The sequence below is a fragment of the Micromonospora sp. M71_S20 genome (assembly GCF_003664255.1).
Classification (GTDB): domain Bacteria; phylum Actinomycetota; class Actinomycetes; order Mycobacteriales; family Micromonosporaceae; genus Micromonospora.
This window is the reverse complement of the sequence record NZ_RCCV01000001.1, coordinates 680,416-693,654: the sequence shown is the minus strand read 5'-3', so window position 1 is coordinate 693,654 and position 13,239 is coordinate 680,416. Positions and strand designations below refer to the sequence as shown.

The window sequence follows — 13,239 nt, the reverse complement described above, 5'->3', positions numbered from 1 at the left end:
CAGCCGATGACGGACGAACGCGGCGGGCGGTTGCTGCGGCCGGAGGACAGCTCGCCCCGGGCCACCTTCCTGGAGCTCTTCTTCGACCTGGTCTTCGTCTTCGCGCTGACCCGGGTCTCGCTGCGCCTGGTCGAGGGCACCGGAGGCTCCGTCGGGACGCTGCTCGCCGAGATCGGGCGTACGGGCGTGCTCTTCCTGGCCCTGTGGCTGCTCTGGTCGATCACCACCTGGGTCACCAGCCGGTACGAGCCGGAGCAGCCGGTGATCCAGTTCGTCGTGGTCGGAACGATGTTCGGCGCCATGGTGATGGCCGTGGCGCTGCCCCGGGCGTTCGAGGACCGGGCGCCCTCGTTCGTGTTGGCGTACCTGGCGGTGATGCTCGTCCGGCCGCTGGTCATCGCCACGGCCCTGCGCCGCCACCCGCGCCGCACGGTCCCGCTGCGACTTCTCGCCTGGGCCGCCGCGGGGGGCGTGCCGTGGCTGGCCGGGGCGTTCGGGCCGGAGCAGCTGCGCCTGCCGCTCTGGATGCTCGCCGTGGTCGTCGACTACGCCGGCCTGCTGCTCGGCTGGCCGTTGCCCCGGCTGGGGCCGGCGCGCACCGCCGGCTGGCTGATCGCCGGTGAGCACCTGGCCGACCGGTACCAGCAGATCTTCCTCATCTCGTTGGGGGAGACCATCCTGGTCATCGGGCTGACCTACAGCGGCGCGGAGTTCACCGCCGACCGGGCCGGCGCCTTCGCGACCGCCTTCGCCACCACGGCGCTGCTCTGGCGGATCTACTTCCACCGGGCGGGTCACCTGCTCGCCGAGGCGCTGCGGGTGGCCCGGTCGCCCGGGCGGCTGGGCGCCTCCGCCGGCAGCACCCACCTGGTCATCGTGATCGGCGTGCTGAGCACCGCCGTCGGTTACGAACTGGTGATCGAGCACCCGCACGGGCGGACCGACCCGATCTGGCTGGTCTTCGTCGTCGGCGGCCCGGCGATCTTCCTCGCGGCCCGGGCCCGCTTCGAGTACGAGATCTTCGGCCGGGTGTCCCGGTCGCGGGTCGCGGGCCTGCTGGTGCTGCTCCTGCTGTCGCCGGCGCTCACCCTGGGGCCGCCCATGCTGGCGCTGGCGCTGGTCGCCCTGGTGCTGGCGGGGGTGGCGTCGGCCGACGCGTGGCGCAGCAGGGGGCGCCCGCCGGAGACGGCCGCGTCGCCGCTCGGGCACGGCGGGACCGGCGGGGGCGAGTTCCCCGCGCCGTGACCGGCCGGGTCAGGCGGCGGTCGGCCGGGAGAGGGCGGCCAGCGCCCGCCGGACGTCGGCGAGGGAGACCGTGGCCGAGTCGTCCAGGTCGGCCAGGCCGGCCTCGATCCACTGCCGCATGAGCGTGGTGACCCCGATGCCGCGCGCGTCGGCGGCGGCCCGGACCCGCTCGTACGTCTCCAGCGGCAGGCGTACGGAGCGGCTGACCATGGGGTTGTCGGTGTCGGGGGTGGGCAGCTCCACCGGCTGGCTTGCGTCGATCAGCTCCGCGAGCCGGTCACCGCCGCTGTGGAACTGCTTGGTCGCGTCGTTACGGTTCATCGTCACCGCCTCCTCATCGGCGAGATCTCCGCACGGCCTCGTCGTAGCGCTTCGCCTCGACGTCGCTCAGCTCACGGGCGGAGAGGATGTCCCAGTCGTTGTCGGTGCCGTCGGCCTCGGCGAGCAGCACGGCCAACCGGCGCCCCCGGCGGGCGGCGGCGTAGACGACCGTCACGTCGTCGCCGAGATGCCGGATCACCCGGCGGGTGCTGTGCAGCGCCTCCCAGACTTCCCCGGGCGTGACGTCGTAGACCCTCAGGTTCGCCAACGCCTCGTCGGTGAAGCTGAACCTGCTGCCCACGGCGCGAGCGTACCACGCACGTAACACGAGGCCGGGTCGAGCGATTTTCGCTGATCACGCGCCGCAGGTGACAGGATGGGGCGTAACCCCCTCGAGGAGGCCCGTGGTGAAGCGTCAGGCGTACCAGCCGATCCTGATCACCGACGCGTCGCGCAGCCAGGACGACCAGCTCACCAGCCGCCAGAAGCGCTACGTGCTGATGATGGGCATCCGGGTGGCCTGCGTGATCGTCGGTGCCGTCCTGGTCGGCGTGCAGGCCCCGCTGCTCTGGCTCTGGCTGCCGATGGTGGCCCTGGGCATGGTGCTCATCCCGTGGCTGGCGGTGCTGCTGGCCAACGACCGCCCGCCCAAGGAGAAGCACCGGCTGGCCAACCGGTTCCAGCCGCGGCACCGGGACGAGACCCCGCCGATGAGCCTCACCGCCGAGGAGCGCCCCCACAAGATCATCGACGCCGAGCCCTGACCTGACCCGACGCCTCCCGTCAGGAGGTGGGACGGGCGCCGATCTGGGAGACCGCGAGGGCGCCGAGGTCGCCGGCGCGGCCCAGCGCCACCGCCGGCTGCGCGCCGTCGAGCCAGGCGGCCAGCAGCCCGGCCGCGAACGCGTCCCCGGCCCCCGTGACGTCGACCACCGCCACCCGGCGGGCCGGCGCCACGGCCACCGAGGCGTCCCGATCCACCCAGACCGCCCCGGCCGCCCCCTGCTTGACGACGATCCGCCGGGCGGAGGCCGACAGCACCCGCCCCTGCGCCGCCGGGTCCAGCCCCCCGGCCAGCACCGTGGCCTCGTCGGCGTTGACCAGGAGCAGGTCGACCCCGCGTACCCAGGACAGGAAGGCCGCCGCGCCGACCCGCCGCAGCGGGGCCGCGGAGGCCGCGTCGACGCTGGTCGTCAGCCCGCGCTCGCGGGCGGCGGCCAACGCCCGCAGCCCCGCCGGTCGGGACTCGTCGTCCAGCAGGGTGTACCCGGACAGGTGCAGGTGCCGCGCGTCCGGCGTCGCCGCCAGCGCCGCGTCGACGTCGGCCGGGGCCAGCCGCAGGTTCGCGCCCCGCTCCGTGATCATCGACCGCTCCCCGGCCGTGGCCAGCACGATCACCGTCCCGGTGGCGCGGTCGGGGCACACCCGCGTCGCGCAGTCGACCCCCGCGCGCTCCAACTCGGCCACCCGGTCCCGCCCGGCGTCGTCGTCGCCGACGGCACCCACCAGCGTGACCGGTACGCCCTGGGCGGCGAGCCAGGCCGCGGTGTTGGCGGCCTGCCCGCCCCCGCTGAACCGGATCGCCGCCGGCGTGTCCGACCCGGTGGCCATCGGCCCGGCCAGCACCGCCACCACGTCGGTGATCAGGTCACCGACGACGAGGACGCGGCCTGCGGTCATGCCCCGGCGCGGCGGGCGGCCGCGGCGACGGCGATCCGGGCCGCGAGGTCGGCGTTGCGCAGGATGATCCGGACGTTCACCGCCAGGCTCGCCCCCTCGGTCGCCGAGTGGAAGTGCGCGAGCAGGTAGGGCGTCACGGCCTTGCCGGTCACCCCGTCGCGCTCCAGCAGGGCCAGCCCGTCGGCGAGGGTCCGGTCGTGCAACTCCGGGTCGAGCTGCTCGTCGGTCGGCAGCGGGTTGGCCACGATCAGGCCGCCGTGGTGCACGCGCTGCTGCTCCCGGGCCGCCAGCACGTCCGCGACCTGTTCGGCCGAGTCCAGCGACCAGTCCAGGTCGAAGCCGCCGTCGGTGATGAAGAAGCCGGGGAAGCGCCGGGTCCGGAAGCCGACGACGCCGACGCCGAGGGTCTCCAGCCGCTCCAGGGTCGCGCCCACGTCGAGGATCGACTTGACCCCGGCGCAGACCACCGCGATCGGCGTACGGGCCAGGGTGACCAGGTCGGCCGACTCGTCGAAGGTCTGCGCCGCCTCCCGGTGCACCCCGCCGAGGCCGCCGGTGGCGAACACCCCGATCCCCGCGGCGGCGGCCACCGCGCTGGTCGCGGCCACGGTCGTGGCGCCGTCCGCGCCGGTCGCGGCGGCGAGGGCGAGATCGCGTACGGAGAGCTTGGCGACCCCGTCGACGGTGGCGAGCCGGGTCAGCTCCGCGTCGTCCAGGCCCACCACCAGCCGCCCGCCGACCATGCCGATGGTGGCCGGGACCGCGCCCGCGTCGCGGACGGCCTGCTCGATCTCGCGGGCCACCCGGAGGTTGTCCGGCCGGGGCAGGCCGTGCGAGACGATGGTGCTCTCCAGGGCGACGACGGGACGCCCGTCGCGCAGGGCGTCGGCAACCTCGCTGCCGTAGCGGATGTGAAAGTCGGTCACGTCACCACCGTACGGCCCCCGGCCGGGCGACCTGAAGTGGACCGGAGCGGGGGTGACCTGCCAGACTTGACGGTCGGAGGTGGAGAAGTGAGCACAGAGGTTCTCGAGCGTCCGGAGCTGAAGGACGCCGACACCGGTCCCGAGATGTTCCACTACGTGCGCAAGGAGAAGATCGCCGAGAGTGCCGTCATGGGCACCTTCGTCGTCGCGCTGTGCGGGGAGACCTTCCCGGTCACCAAGGCCGCCAAGCCCGGCTCGCCGGTCTGCCCGAAGTGCAAGGAGATCTACGACTCCTGGGGCGAGTGAGCGTGGGCGACCCTCCCGGTCGCGCACGTAACCTTCGCCGGTGACCACCTCCACCGCCCTGCTCCTCGCCGACCTCACCGGGGTGGCGGTCTTCGCCGCCTCCGGGGCCTCCGCGGCGGTGGCCAAACGGCTCGACCTCTTCGGCGTCGTCTTCGTCGGCTTCGTGGCCGCGCTCGGTGGCGGGATCTTCCGGGACCTGGCGATCGACGAGGCGCCGCCGCTGGCCTTCGGCGACTGGCGGTACGCCGCCACGGCCGCCGTCACCGCCGCCGCCGTCTTCTGGCTGCACCCCCAGTTCGCCCGGCTGCGCACCACCGTGCTGGTGCTGGACGCGGCCGGGCTGGCGCTGTTCACCGTCACCGGCACGGTCAAGGCCCTCGACGCCCAGGTGCCGGCGGTGGGGGCCTGCGTGATCGGCATGCTCACCGCGATCGGCGGCGGCCTGGGGCGGGACCTGCTCACCGCCGAGATCCCGGTGGTGCTGCGGCGGGAGATCTACGCCGTCGCCGCGCTCGCCGGCTCGATCCTCGTGGCGCTGCTGGACGCCCTCGGGCACGCCAACGCCGCCTGGCTGACCGCGGCGGCCGCGGTGGTCTTCCTGCTGCGCCTGGTGGCGCTGCGGCGGCGCTGGTCCGCGCCGGTGGCCACCCTGCGTCCCCCACGTACGGGAACCCCCGGCACGCACCCCTGACACGCGTGGCGGATGTGACCAGCGTGGCGTCGGCTGGGTCGGACGGCCCGCGCTGGTTATGCTGAGTCGGCCTTCGCGGCACCATCTGCGCGGAGGCGTTTTCATGGGCGGCGGTACCCGTGGCCCTCGCCCGGGGTCCGCCGTCAGGCGGTCGGAGAGGAGCTTCCCGTGGCGGCCCGGTTGCCGGCGATCGAGACGTTTCCGGCACTGCGCGCATGGCAGCGCAAGGCACTCGTGGAGTACCTGCGTCGGCGGGACCCCGACTTCACGGCGGTCGCCACCCCCGGCGCCGGAAAGACCACCTTCGCCCTGCGGATCGCCGCCGAGCTGCTGGCCGACGGCACCGTCGAGGCGGTGACGGTGGTGGCCCCGACCGAGCACCTGAAGACCCAGTGGGCGCAGGCGGCGGCCCGGGTCGGCATCCAGCTCGACGCCGCCTTCCGCAACGCCGACCTGCACTCCTCCGCCGACTTCCACGGCGCCGTCGTGACGTACGCGCAGGTGGGCATGGCGCCGCACGTGCACAAGCGGCGCACCCTCACCCGGCGCACCCTGGTCGTCCTCGACGAGATCCACCACGCGGGGGACAGCCGCTCCTGGGGCGACGGGGTGAAGGCGGCCTTCGAGGGCGCCGAGCGCCGCCTGATGCTCACCGGGACCCCGTTCCGCTCCGACGACAACCCGATCCCGTTCGTCAGCTATGAGCGCGGCGGAGACGGCCTGCTGCGCTCCCGCGCCGACTCGGTCTACGGCTACGCCGACGCGCTGCGCGACGGCGTCGTCCGGCCGGTGCTCTTCCTGGCGTACTCGGGGGAGACCCGGTGGCGGACCAACGCGGGGGAGGAGCTGGCGGCGCGGCTCGGCGAGCCGATGACCCAGGACCTCGTCGCACAGGCGTGGCGTACCGCGCTGGACCCGGCGGGCGACTGGATGCCGCAGGTGCTGCGGGCCGCCGACGCCCGGCTGACCGTGCTGCGCAACGCGGGGATGCCCGACGCCGGCGGCCTGATCATCGCCAGCGACCAGCAGACCGCCCGCTCGTACGCGAAGCTCATCGCGCAGGTGACCGGCGAGCGCGCGGCGGTGGTGCTCTCCGACGACGTGGGCGCCTCGGCGCGGATCGCGACGTTCGCGGCGTCCGAGCAGCGCTGGCTGGTGGCGGTCCGGATGGTCTCCGAAGGCGTCGACATCCCCCGGCTGGCGGTCGGCGTGTATGCGACCAGCGCCAGCACTCCGCTCTACTTCGCGCAGGCGATCGGCCGGTTCGTCCGCGCCCGCCGCCCCGGCGAGACCGCCTCGGTCTTCCTGCCCAGCGTGCCGCACCTGCTCGGGTTGGCCAGCGAGATGGAGGCCGAGCGGGACCACGTGCTCGGCAAGCCCAAGGACCGCGAGGGCTTCGACGACGACCTGCTGGAGCGCGCCCAGCGCGACGACCAGGCCAGCGGCGAGCTGGAGAAGCGGTTCGCCGCGCTCTCCGCGACGGCCGAGCTGGACCAGGTGATCTTCGACGGCGCCTCGTTCGGCACCGCCGCCCAGGCCGGCACCCCCGAGGAGGAGGAGTACCTGGGCCTGCCCGGGCTGCTCACCGCCGACCAGGTGGCCCTGCTGCTGACCAAGCGGCAGCAGGAGCAGCTCGCGGCCCAGCGCCGCCGGGCCGCCAGGCCGGCTGAGGCGGCCGCTGCGGCCCCCACGGCGCCGCCGGCACCGATGAGTGCCGCCCAGCGTCGGGTTGCCCTACGCCGCCAACTGAACGCCCTCGTGGCCGCCCGGCACCACCGCACGGGGCAGCCGCACGGGAAGATCCACGCGGAGCTGCGTCGCCTCTGCGGCGGACCGCCGAGCGCCCAGGCCACCATCGAGCAGCTCGAGGAACGCATCGCCACCGTGCAGACCCTCTGACGGCCCCCGCCGTCGCCGGTGCCCGGGATCGGGCGGCGACGGCGGGCAGACGCCGAAAGCCGGCCGGAGGCCCCCTGAGGGGCCTCCGGCCGGCTATGTCGTGGGTTTGCGGATCTCAGTTCGCCATCAGATCGGCGCCACGCCAGCTGAACTCCGGGTCCGTCGCGAACCGCACGGTGATCTTCACGAGATCCTCCGCGTACTTGTTCGCGTGGTGCCCACAGAACACCAGCTCGCTCCCACCCGCCAGAGTGATCCGGAGCTTGCCGGCAGCATTGCAGCGGTCGCACCGTTCATCGGCGGCTGGGGGAGCCACCGTCTCGGGCGGCGGCGTGAGGGTCGGGGTCATCGCCTTCCTCCTCTGGTCGTCACCGATGAACACTCTCTTCGGTCTTTGCTCACCTATCGTGCAACACCCTGTCCCGGCGCTGCCTTCCCTGTGTGCCCGCGGGGGACCGAGGTCACACATGGCAGGGACAGTGTGCCGTGCACCAAGGGTGCCACGTCAACGATCACAATCGTGCAACCGAACGATCACCTTCCGACGTTGCACGCCAGGTGGTCAAAACGACACGTTCGGTTGACGATCGCGATCAGTCCAGGTAGTCCCGGAGCACCTGCGAACGCGACGGGTGACGCAACTTGGACATCGTCTTGGACTCGATCTGCCGGATGCGCTCCCGGGTCACCCCGTAGACCTGGCCGATCTCGTCCAGCGTGCGCGGCTGGCCGTCGGTCAGGCCGAAGCGCAGGCGTACCACACCCGCCTCACGCTCGGACAACGTCTGGAGCACCTGCTGGAGCTGGTCCTGCAGGAGCGAGAACGAGACCGCGTCGACCGCGACCACGGCCTCGGAGTCCTCGATGAAGTCACCGAGCTGGCTGTCGCCCTCGTCGCCGATGGTCTGGTCCAGCGAGATGGGCTCCCGGGCGTACTGCTGGATCTCCAGCACCTTCTCCGGTGTGATGTCCATCTCCTTGGCGAGCTCCTCCGGGGTGGGCTCGCGGCCCAGGTCCTGGAGCAGCTCGCGCTGGATGCGGCCGAGCTTGTTGATGACCTCGACCATGTGCACCGGGATGCGGATGGTGCGGGCCTGGTCGGCCATGGCCCGGGTGATCGCCTGCCGGATCCACCAGGTGGCGTACGTGGAGAACTTGTAGCCCTTGGTGTAGTCGAACTTCTCGACCGCGCGGATCAGGCCGAGGTTGCCCTCCTGGATCAGGTCGAGGAAGGCCATGCCGCGGCCGGTGTAGCGCTTGGCCAGCGAGACGACCAGCCGGAGGTTGGCCTCCAGCAGGTGGTTCTTGGCGCGCTCGCCGTCCCGCGAGATCCAGCCCAGGTCCCGCTGCATGTCGCGGGTGAGCTTCTCCTCGCCCTCCTCGGCCGCGCGCAGCCGCTCCGCGGCGTAGAGCCCGGCCTCGATCCGCTTGGCCAGCTCCACCTCCTGCTCGGCGTTGAGCAGCGGGACCTTGCCGATCTGCTTGAGGTAGGCCCGGACCGAGTCGGCGGAGGCGGTCAGCTCGGCGTCGCGACGCGCCTGCTTGAGCGCCTCGGACTCCTCGTCGTCCCACTCGAAGTCGTTGTCGCTGGCCGAGTTGGCGGCGTCGGTCTCGGCGGCGCGGGTCAGCTCCGCCGGCTCCTCGACGACGACGTCCTCGATCTCCTTGGCGAGCTCCTCCGGGTCGATGTCGCCCTCGGCGCCCTCGCCCTTGGCCTTGGCGCCGGCCTTGGCCGGCTTGGCGCCGGCCGCCGCGACCGTCGCCTTGGTGGCCCGGGTCGACTTGGTCGCCTTCGCGGGCGCGGCGGCCTTGGCGGCCACCTCGGCGGTGGTGCCGGTGGCCTTGCGCGGGGCGGCCTTGCGCGGGGCGGGCGCCGGCGCCTCGTCCGCGGCGGGCGCCTGCTTCGGGGCGGGCGCGACGGCCTTCTTGGTGGTCTTGGCGGTGGTGGCCCGGGACGCGGGGGTGGCCGATCGGGCGGCGGCGACGCGGCGGCGGGTGCTCGCCGAGCCGTCGACCACCACGGTCACTCCCGCCTCGGAGAGCGCCCGCAGGATCTTCTTGGCCTGGGCCGGAGTCACCTCGGCGGACTCGACGGTGCGCGCGAGCTGAGCCGACGTGAGCTGGCCGCCGGCGCTCTGCGCGTGGGCGATCAGAGTGTCGGTGAGCGAGCGAACGTCGGCGCCGGTCTGGCGGGGTTCTGTCACGAATGACCTTCCGGAGGCGAAGAGCGAGCACGGCCGGGTCGTCCGACGCAGAGCGGGGCACCTTGCCGGGCGATGTGGTTGAGGGACCCCCGTGTCCCGGGCCGGCCGGTCGTGGCGGTCCGTCGCAGCGTGGGCAGGGGTGAATTGTAACGCCGTCTGCGGCGATCATCCCTCGCCGCACGGCGGACCGGCGGCGGGGACCGCCGATTCGACGTAGATGTGGACTTTGTAAGGATGGTACCGCGCGTGACCCGGAACACCCCGGCCGTGCGGGAAGGGGACGAACGATGGATCGCTCGGCGCCGGCGGAACTGCTGGAGATCGCGGTCGAGGTGGCCCGGGACGCGGCCGCCACGGCGTACCGGATGCGGGTCGAGGGCGTGTCGGTGGCGGCCACCAAGAGCACGGTCACCGACGTGGTGACCGCCGCCGACCGGGCGGTCGAGCGGCAGGTGGTCGACGCGCTGCGCCGGCTGCGGCCGGGCGACGCCGTCCTCGGCGAGGAGTACGGGGCGGGGGAGACCGGACCGGTCGCCCCCGGCGGCGTCCGCTGGATCGTGGACCCGATCGACGGGACCGTGAACTACCTCTACGGGATCCCCCACTGCGCGGTGTCGCTCGCCGCCGAGGTCGACGGCGAGGTGGTCGCCGGGGTGGTGCGCAACGTCAGCACCGGCGAGGAGTGGACGGCCACCGTCGGCGGGGGCGCCTGGCGCGACGGTGAGCGGCTGCGCTGCTCCACGGAGACCGATCTCGGCCAGGCGCTGGTCGCCACGGGGTTCGGCTACGACCCGGGGCGCCGGGCCCACCAGGCCCGGGTGGTCGCCGAACTGATCCCGCACATCCGGGACATCCGCCGCTTCGGTGCCGCGGCGCTGGACCTCTGCCTGGCCGCGGAGGGACGGGTGGACGCCTACTACGAGAAGGGGCTCGCCGCCTGGGACCAGGCCGCCGGCGCCCTGGTGGCCACGGAGGCCGGACTGCTGGTCGCCGGGCTGGGCGGGTTGCCGGCCGGCCCGGACCTGGTGATCGCCGCGCCGGCGGCGCTGTTCGGGCCGCTGCACGACCGCCTCGCCGACCTGGACGCCTCGGGCGGTCCCTGACCGGCCGGCGCCGTGCCCCCGGCGGGACCGGGGGCACGGCGCGGTCAGTCGTCCTCGGACATCGGGCAGGACTCGGCCGGCGCGACCGGCGCGCCGAGGTCGCCCAGGGACTGGTTGACCTCGGTGGTGGTGGCGAGCTGCTGGAAGCTGCTGCCGAGCACCACGTCCACGACGTCGTCGGTGCGCTTGGGGTCGTAGTCCCATTCGGCGTTGTCGAGGAAGTACGCCCGCAGCAGGTGCGCCGAGCCGACTCCCTTCGGGCCGTAGCGTAGGACCGCGATGTCGTCGATCTGCTTCTTCTCGTTGCCGACCTTCTTGACCTGGAACTTGCGGTTGCGGAAGTCGTCCGCGACGGTGCTGGCCCGACCCGGCTCGTCGGTCGCGTTGTAGACGTTGATCTTGACGTCCTTGGATTCCCGCAGGGTCACGTCGGCCATCGGCCAGCCCTCCGGGCAACCTCCGGCGAGGCCGGCGCTGCTCTGGGTGTCGCGGACCAGCGCGACGACCACGAAGACGAGGGCCAGCACCGCCAGCAGGCCGACGACAACGAGTGCTCGCACTCGCGCAAAGCTCATCAGGGTGCTCCCCGGACAGTGGGTGGGTGGTGGCGGCCGCCGGTGGACGGGCCGCCCCGCCGGCCGTCGAGTACGCCGCTGAGGTTAACGGTTGTCCGGCCGTCGCGTGGAAACAGCCGGACATGCCGGCGCGCCATCCGGGAACCAGGTAGTACTACCCCTATCTTCGTGTCGCCTGAGTCACATTGGGAACAACTTCGCGTGCGGGGGCGTACATCTCAGCCACGAGGGCGGTATACATGCCTCGCCTAAAGGGGGGGTATGGTTCCGCGCCCGTCGGGTGTTCCTGCGGGATGCCTCCGTCCGTGCTGTCTTCGGGTCGGGTGACCGACACAAGTGGTGGCCGGCCAGCGGAACCGAAACAGCGTCGTCCGGCGTTACAACCGGAAGCGACAACATCGATATGGGAGAGTGAAACCGATGGCCACCGACTACGACGCCCCGCGTCGCGACGAGGTCGACCTCGGCGAGGACAGCCTGGAAGAGCTCAAGGCCCGACGCGTCGACTCACAATCGGGCGCCGTGGACGTCGACGAGGCCGAGGTGGCCGAGAGCTTCGAGCTGCCCGGCGCCGACCTGGCGGACGAGGAACTCACGGTCAAGGTGCTGCCGATGCAGCAGGACGAGTTCCGGTGCGCCCGCTGCTTCCTCGTACACCACCGCAGCCAGTTGGCGGTCGAGCGCAACGGCGACCTCATCTGCCGCGAGTGCGTCTGACACCGTGCGTCCGCACCAGCGGCGGCTCCCTCGGCGGGGCCGCCGCTGCCCGAGTCGCCGTGCGGCCACCCGGGGGACCTGCTTGACTCGTTGACGGTTGACCGTCATGTCGACGTCGGTCCATTCGGGAGGTCGCACCATGAGCGAGCGGAGCGAGTCCGGCGGCACGCGCGGCGCGGACCCGGGCCGGGTCGACGGCGCGGGCGACCCCGGCGCGCGGGACGACCACGCCCACGCCCACGCCGTGCCCGCGCGCGGCGCGGACGAGCTGGGCGCCACCGTGGCGGCCCTGACCGCCGACGACATCGAGCCGGCCCGCCGGCGGCAACTGCTCGGCCGCCTCGTCGGGCAGGCGCGGGCGCGTGGGCTGAGCGACCTGTTCAAGCCGAAGAGCGCGGTGCGCTGGATGGTCGACACGGTCGCCGAGATCGCCCCGCACGTGCCCGTACGCGACCTGGCCACCCTGCGCCGGCACTTCGACGGCCTGGACGGCGAGGCGCTGGCCGAGCGGCTGGTGCGCAACGCCGCGCGGACGACGGCCGGCATCGGCGCCGCCGGCGGAGGAGTGGCGGCGGTCGAGTGGACGGTCGCCCCGACCCTGCTCTCCGCGCCGGTCCTGCTGGCCGCCGAGACGGTCGCCGTGGTGGCGGTCGAGCTGAAGCTGATCGGCGAGCTGCACGAGGTCTACGGGGCGCCGGTGCCGGGCGGCGGCACCCAGCGGGCGGTCGCGCTGGTGCAGTCCTGGGCCGGCCAGCGGGGGATCAACCCGATGATGCCCGGCGTCGGGGTGAGCGCCGTGCTGGGCACCGCCGCGCGCAAGGAGCTGCGGGACACGCTGCTCAAGCGCTTCGGCCGCAACCTGACCACGCTCGGGCCCTTCCTCACCGGGGCGGCGGTGGCCAGCTACCTCAACCGCCGGGCCACCCGGACGATGGCGGACCAGCTCCGCAGCGACCTGCGCCGCCGGAGCCCGGCCCTGCCGGGCACGCCGCCGGCCCTCCCCGGCGACCGCTGAGGGGGCGGTGCCGGGCAGGCGACGGCGCGACCGGGCGCGGGCGGGTTCAGGTGCGGGCGGCGTCGCGGGCGGCGAGGAGCGCCTCGGCCAGCTCGACCGGGTGGCGGGTGCTGACCACCCAGAACGGGGTGGGATCGGCCGGGTCGTCGAGGACCACCTGGACGGCGCCGGGGATCCAGGGTCGCTGCACCACGAAGGCCAGCGGGTCGGCGCCGACCCCGAGGACCTCGCGCCGGCCGGCGGCGTCCAACGGGACGACGTCGGCGACGAACCGGACCGGCAGCCGGGCGTCGTCCACCCGCAGTTCGTCGTCGCGTACCGCGATCCGGATCCGGCCGAGCCAGGCCAGGCCGGCGACGGTCGCCGGCAGCAGCACCACGAAGGGCAGCCAGGCGCGGACGCCGGGCGCGCCCATCCAGACCTCCACGGCGAGTAGGGCGGCCGCGCCGAGCCCGCCCAGCCACAGCCACCAGGGCAGGCCGAGCCGCTCGGCGTGCTGCGGGGGCGCCGCGGCGGGCGGCGCCGGGGACGGCGAGGATGGTGACAGGCTCACTCCT

Annotated in this window: 16 protein-coding genes; 8 read left to right on the top strand and 8 right to left on the bottom strand. The window is 73.6% G+C overall.

Features of this window, described 5'->3' with window-relative positions:
* Positions 1-6 precede the first annotated feature (6 nt).
* Positions 7-1,245: a low temperature requirement protein A gene (locus DER29_RS03270; RefSeq protein ID WP_121395958.1), complete on the top strand. Its 1,239-nt coding sequence runs from the start codon at positions 7-9 to the stop codon at positions 1,243-1,245.
* Positions 1,246-1,254: 9 nt separating this feature from the next.
* Here DER29_RS03270 and DER29_RS03265 read toward each other — a convergent pair whose 3' ends face one another.
* Positions 1,255-1,566, bottom strand: coding sequence for a hypothetical protein (locus DER29_RS03265; RefSeq protein WP_121398970.1), 312 nt, complete (start codon positions 1,564-1,566; stop codon positions 1,255-1,257).
* Positions 1,567-1,579: 13 nt separating this feature from the next.
* Positions 1,580-1,867, bottom strand: coding sequence for a hypothetical protein (locus DER29_RS03260; RefSeq protein ID WP_233599627.1), 288 nt, complete (start codon positions 1,865-1,867; stop codon positions 1,580-1,582).
* A 106-nt stretch (positions 1,868-1,973) separates the two neighbouring features.
* Here DER29_RS03260 and DER29_RS03255 point away from each other — a divergent pair, with 106 nt between their 5' ends.
* A complete protein-coding gene (locus DER29_RS03255) occupies positions 1,974-2,330 on the top strand; it encodes a DUF3099 domain-containing protein (RefSeq protein ID WP_121398968.1) in 357 nt (118 codons plus the stop codon).
* Positions 2,331-2,349: 19 nt separating this feature from the next.
* Here DER29_RS03255 and DER29_RS03250 read toward each other — a convergent pair whose 3' ends face one another.
* Together DER29_RS03250 and DER29_RS03245 are read right to left on the bottom strand one after the other, a co-directional pair.
* Positions 2,350-3,246: a carbohydrate kinase family protein gene (locus tag DER29_RS03250; RefSeq protein WP_121395956.1), complete on the bottom strand. Its 897-nt coding sequence runs from the start codon at positions 3,244-3,246 to the stop codon at positions 2,350-2,352.
* The gene (locus DER29_RS03245; RefSeq protein WP_121395955.1) at positions 3,243-4,172 is read right to left on the bottom strand and encodes a pseudouridine-5'-phosphate glycosidase; all 930 of its coding nucleotides are present in this window, start codon (positions 4,170-4,172) and stop codon (positions 3,243-3,245) included. Before DER29_RS03245 ends, DER29_RS03250 begins: the two co-directional genes overlap by 4 nt.
* An 87-nt stretch (positions 4,173-4,259) precedes the next feature.
* Here DER29_RS03245 and DER29_RS03240 point away from each other — a divergent pair, with 87 nt between their 5' ends.
* The 3 genes from DER29_RS03240 (at position 4,260) to DER29_RS03230 (ending at position 7,068) form a co-directional block, all read left to right on the top strand.
* Positions 4,260-4,478: a DUF3039 domain-containing protein gene (locus DER29_RS03240; protein ID WP_089001394.1), complete on the top strand. Its 219-nt coding sequence runs from the start codon at positions 4,260-4,262 to the stop codon at positions 4,476-4,478.
* Positions 4,479-4,518: 40 nt separating this feature from the next.
* On the top strand, positions 4,519-5,169 hold the full coding sequence (locus DER29_RS03235; RefSeq protein ID WP_121395954.1) for a trimeric intracellular cation channel family protein: 651 nt from the start codon (positions 4,519-4,521) through the stop codon (positions 5,167-5,169).
* 168 nt (positions 5,170-5,337) lie between these two features.
* Positions 5,338-7,068: a DEAD/DEAH box helicase gene (locus DER29_RS03230; protein ID WP_121395953.1), complete on the top strand. Its 1,731-nt coding sequence runs from the start codon at positions 5,338-5,340 to the stop codon at positions 7,066-7,068.
* Positions 7,069-7,183: 115 nt separating this feature from the next.
* On the opposite strand, the gene DER29_RS03225 is transcribed toward DER29_RS03230, so the two are convergent.
* On the bottom strand, positions 7,184-7,417 hold the full coding sequence (locus DER29_RS03225; protein WP_074474066.1) for a hypothetical protein: 234 nt from the start codon (positions 7,415-7,417) through the stop codon (positions 7,184-7,186).
* 244 nt (positions 7,418-7,661) lie between these two features.
* A complete protein-coding gene (locus tag DER29_RS03220) occupies positions 7,662-9,272 on the bottom strand; it encodes an RNA polymerase sigma factor (RefSeq protein WP_121395952.1) in 1,611 nt (536 codons plus the stop codon).
* A 287-nt stretch (positions 9,273-9,559) separates the two neighbouring features.
* Here DER29_RS03220 and DER29_RS03215 point away from each other — a divergent pair, with 287 nt between their 5' ends.
* Positions 9,560-10,375, top strand: a complete 816-nt coding sequence (locus DER29_RS03215; protein ID WP_121395951.1) for an inositol monophosphatase family protein — start codon at positions 9,560-9,562, stop codon at positions 10,373-10,375.
* Positions 10,376-10,419: 44 nt separating this feature from the next.
* On the opposite strand, the gene DER29_RS03210 is transcribed toward DER29_RS03215, so the two are convergent.
* On the bottom strand, positions 10,420-10,935 hold the full coding sequence (locus tag DER29_RS03210) for a LytR C-terminal domain-containing protein (protein WP_199729395.1): 516 nt from the start codon (positions 10,933-10,935) through the stop codon (positions 10,420-10,422).
* A 435-nt stretch (positions 10,936-11,370) separates the two neighbouring features.
* Between DER29_RS03210 and DER29_RS03205 the strand changes: the two genes are divergently transcribed.
* Positions 11,371-11,667 carry a DUF4193 domain-containing protein gene (locus DER29_RS03205; RefSeq protein ID WP_013284790.1) on the top strand — a complete coding sequence of 99 codons (297 nt, stop codon included), beginning with the start codon at positions 11,371-11,373 and terminating at the stop codon, positions 11,665-11,667.
* A gap of 139 nt (positions 11,668-11,806) precedes the next feature.
* Complete coding sequence (locus DER29_RS03200) at positions 11,807-12,682, top strand: hypothetical protein (RefSeq protein WP_233599626.1); 876 nt, start codon at positions 11,807-11,809, stop codon at positions 12,680-12,682.
* 46 nt (positions 12,683-12,728) lie between these two features.
* Here DER29_RS03200 and DER29_RS03195 read toward each other — a convergent pair whose 3' ends face one another.
* Positions 12,729-13,229 (bottom strand): DUF3093 domain-containing protein, encoded by a 501-nt coding sequence (locus tag DER29_RS03195; RefSeq protein WP_121398966.1) that lies wholly within the window; start codon positions 13,227-13,229, stop codon positions 12,729-12,731.
* Between the last annotated feature and the right edge of the window lie 10 nt (positions 13,230-13,239).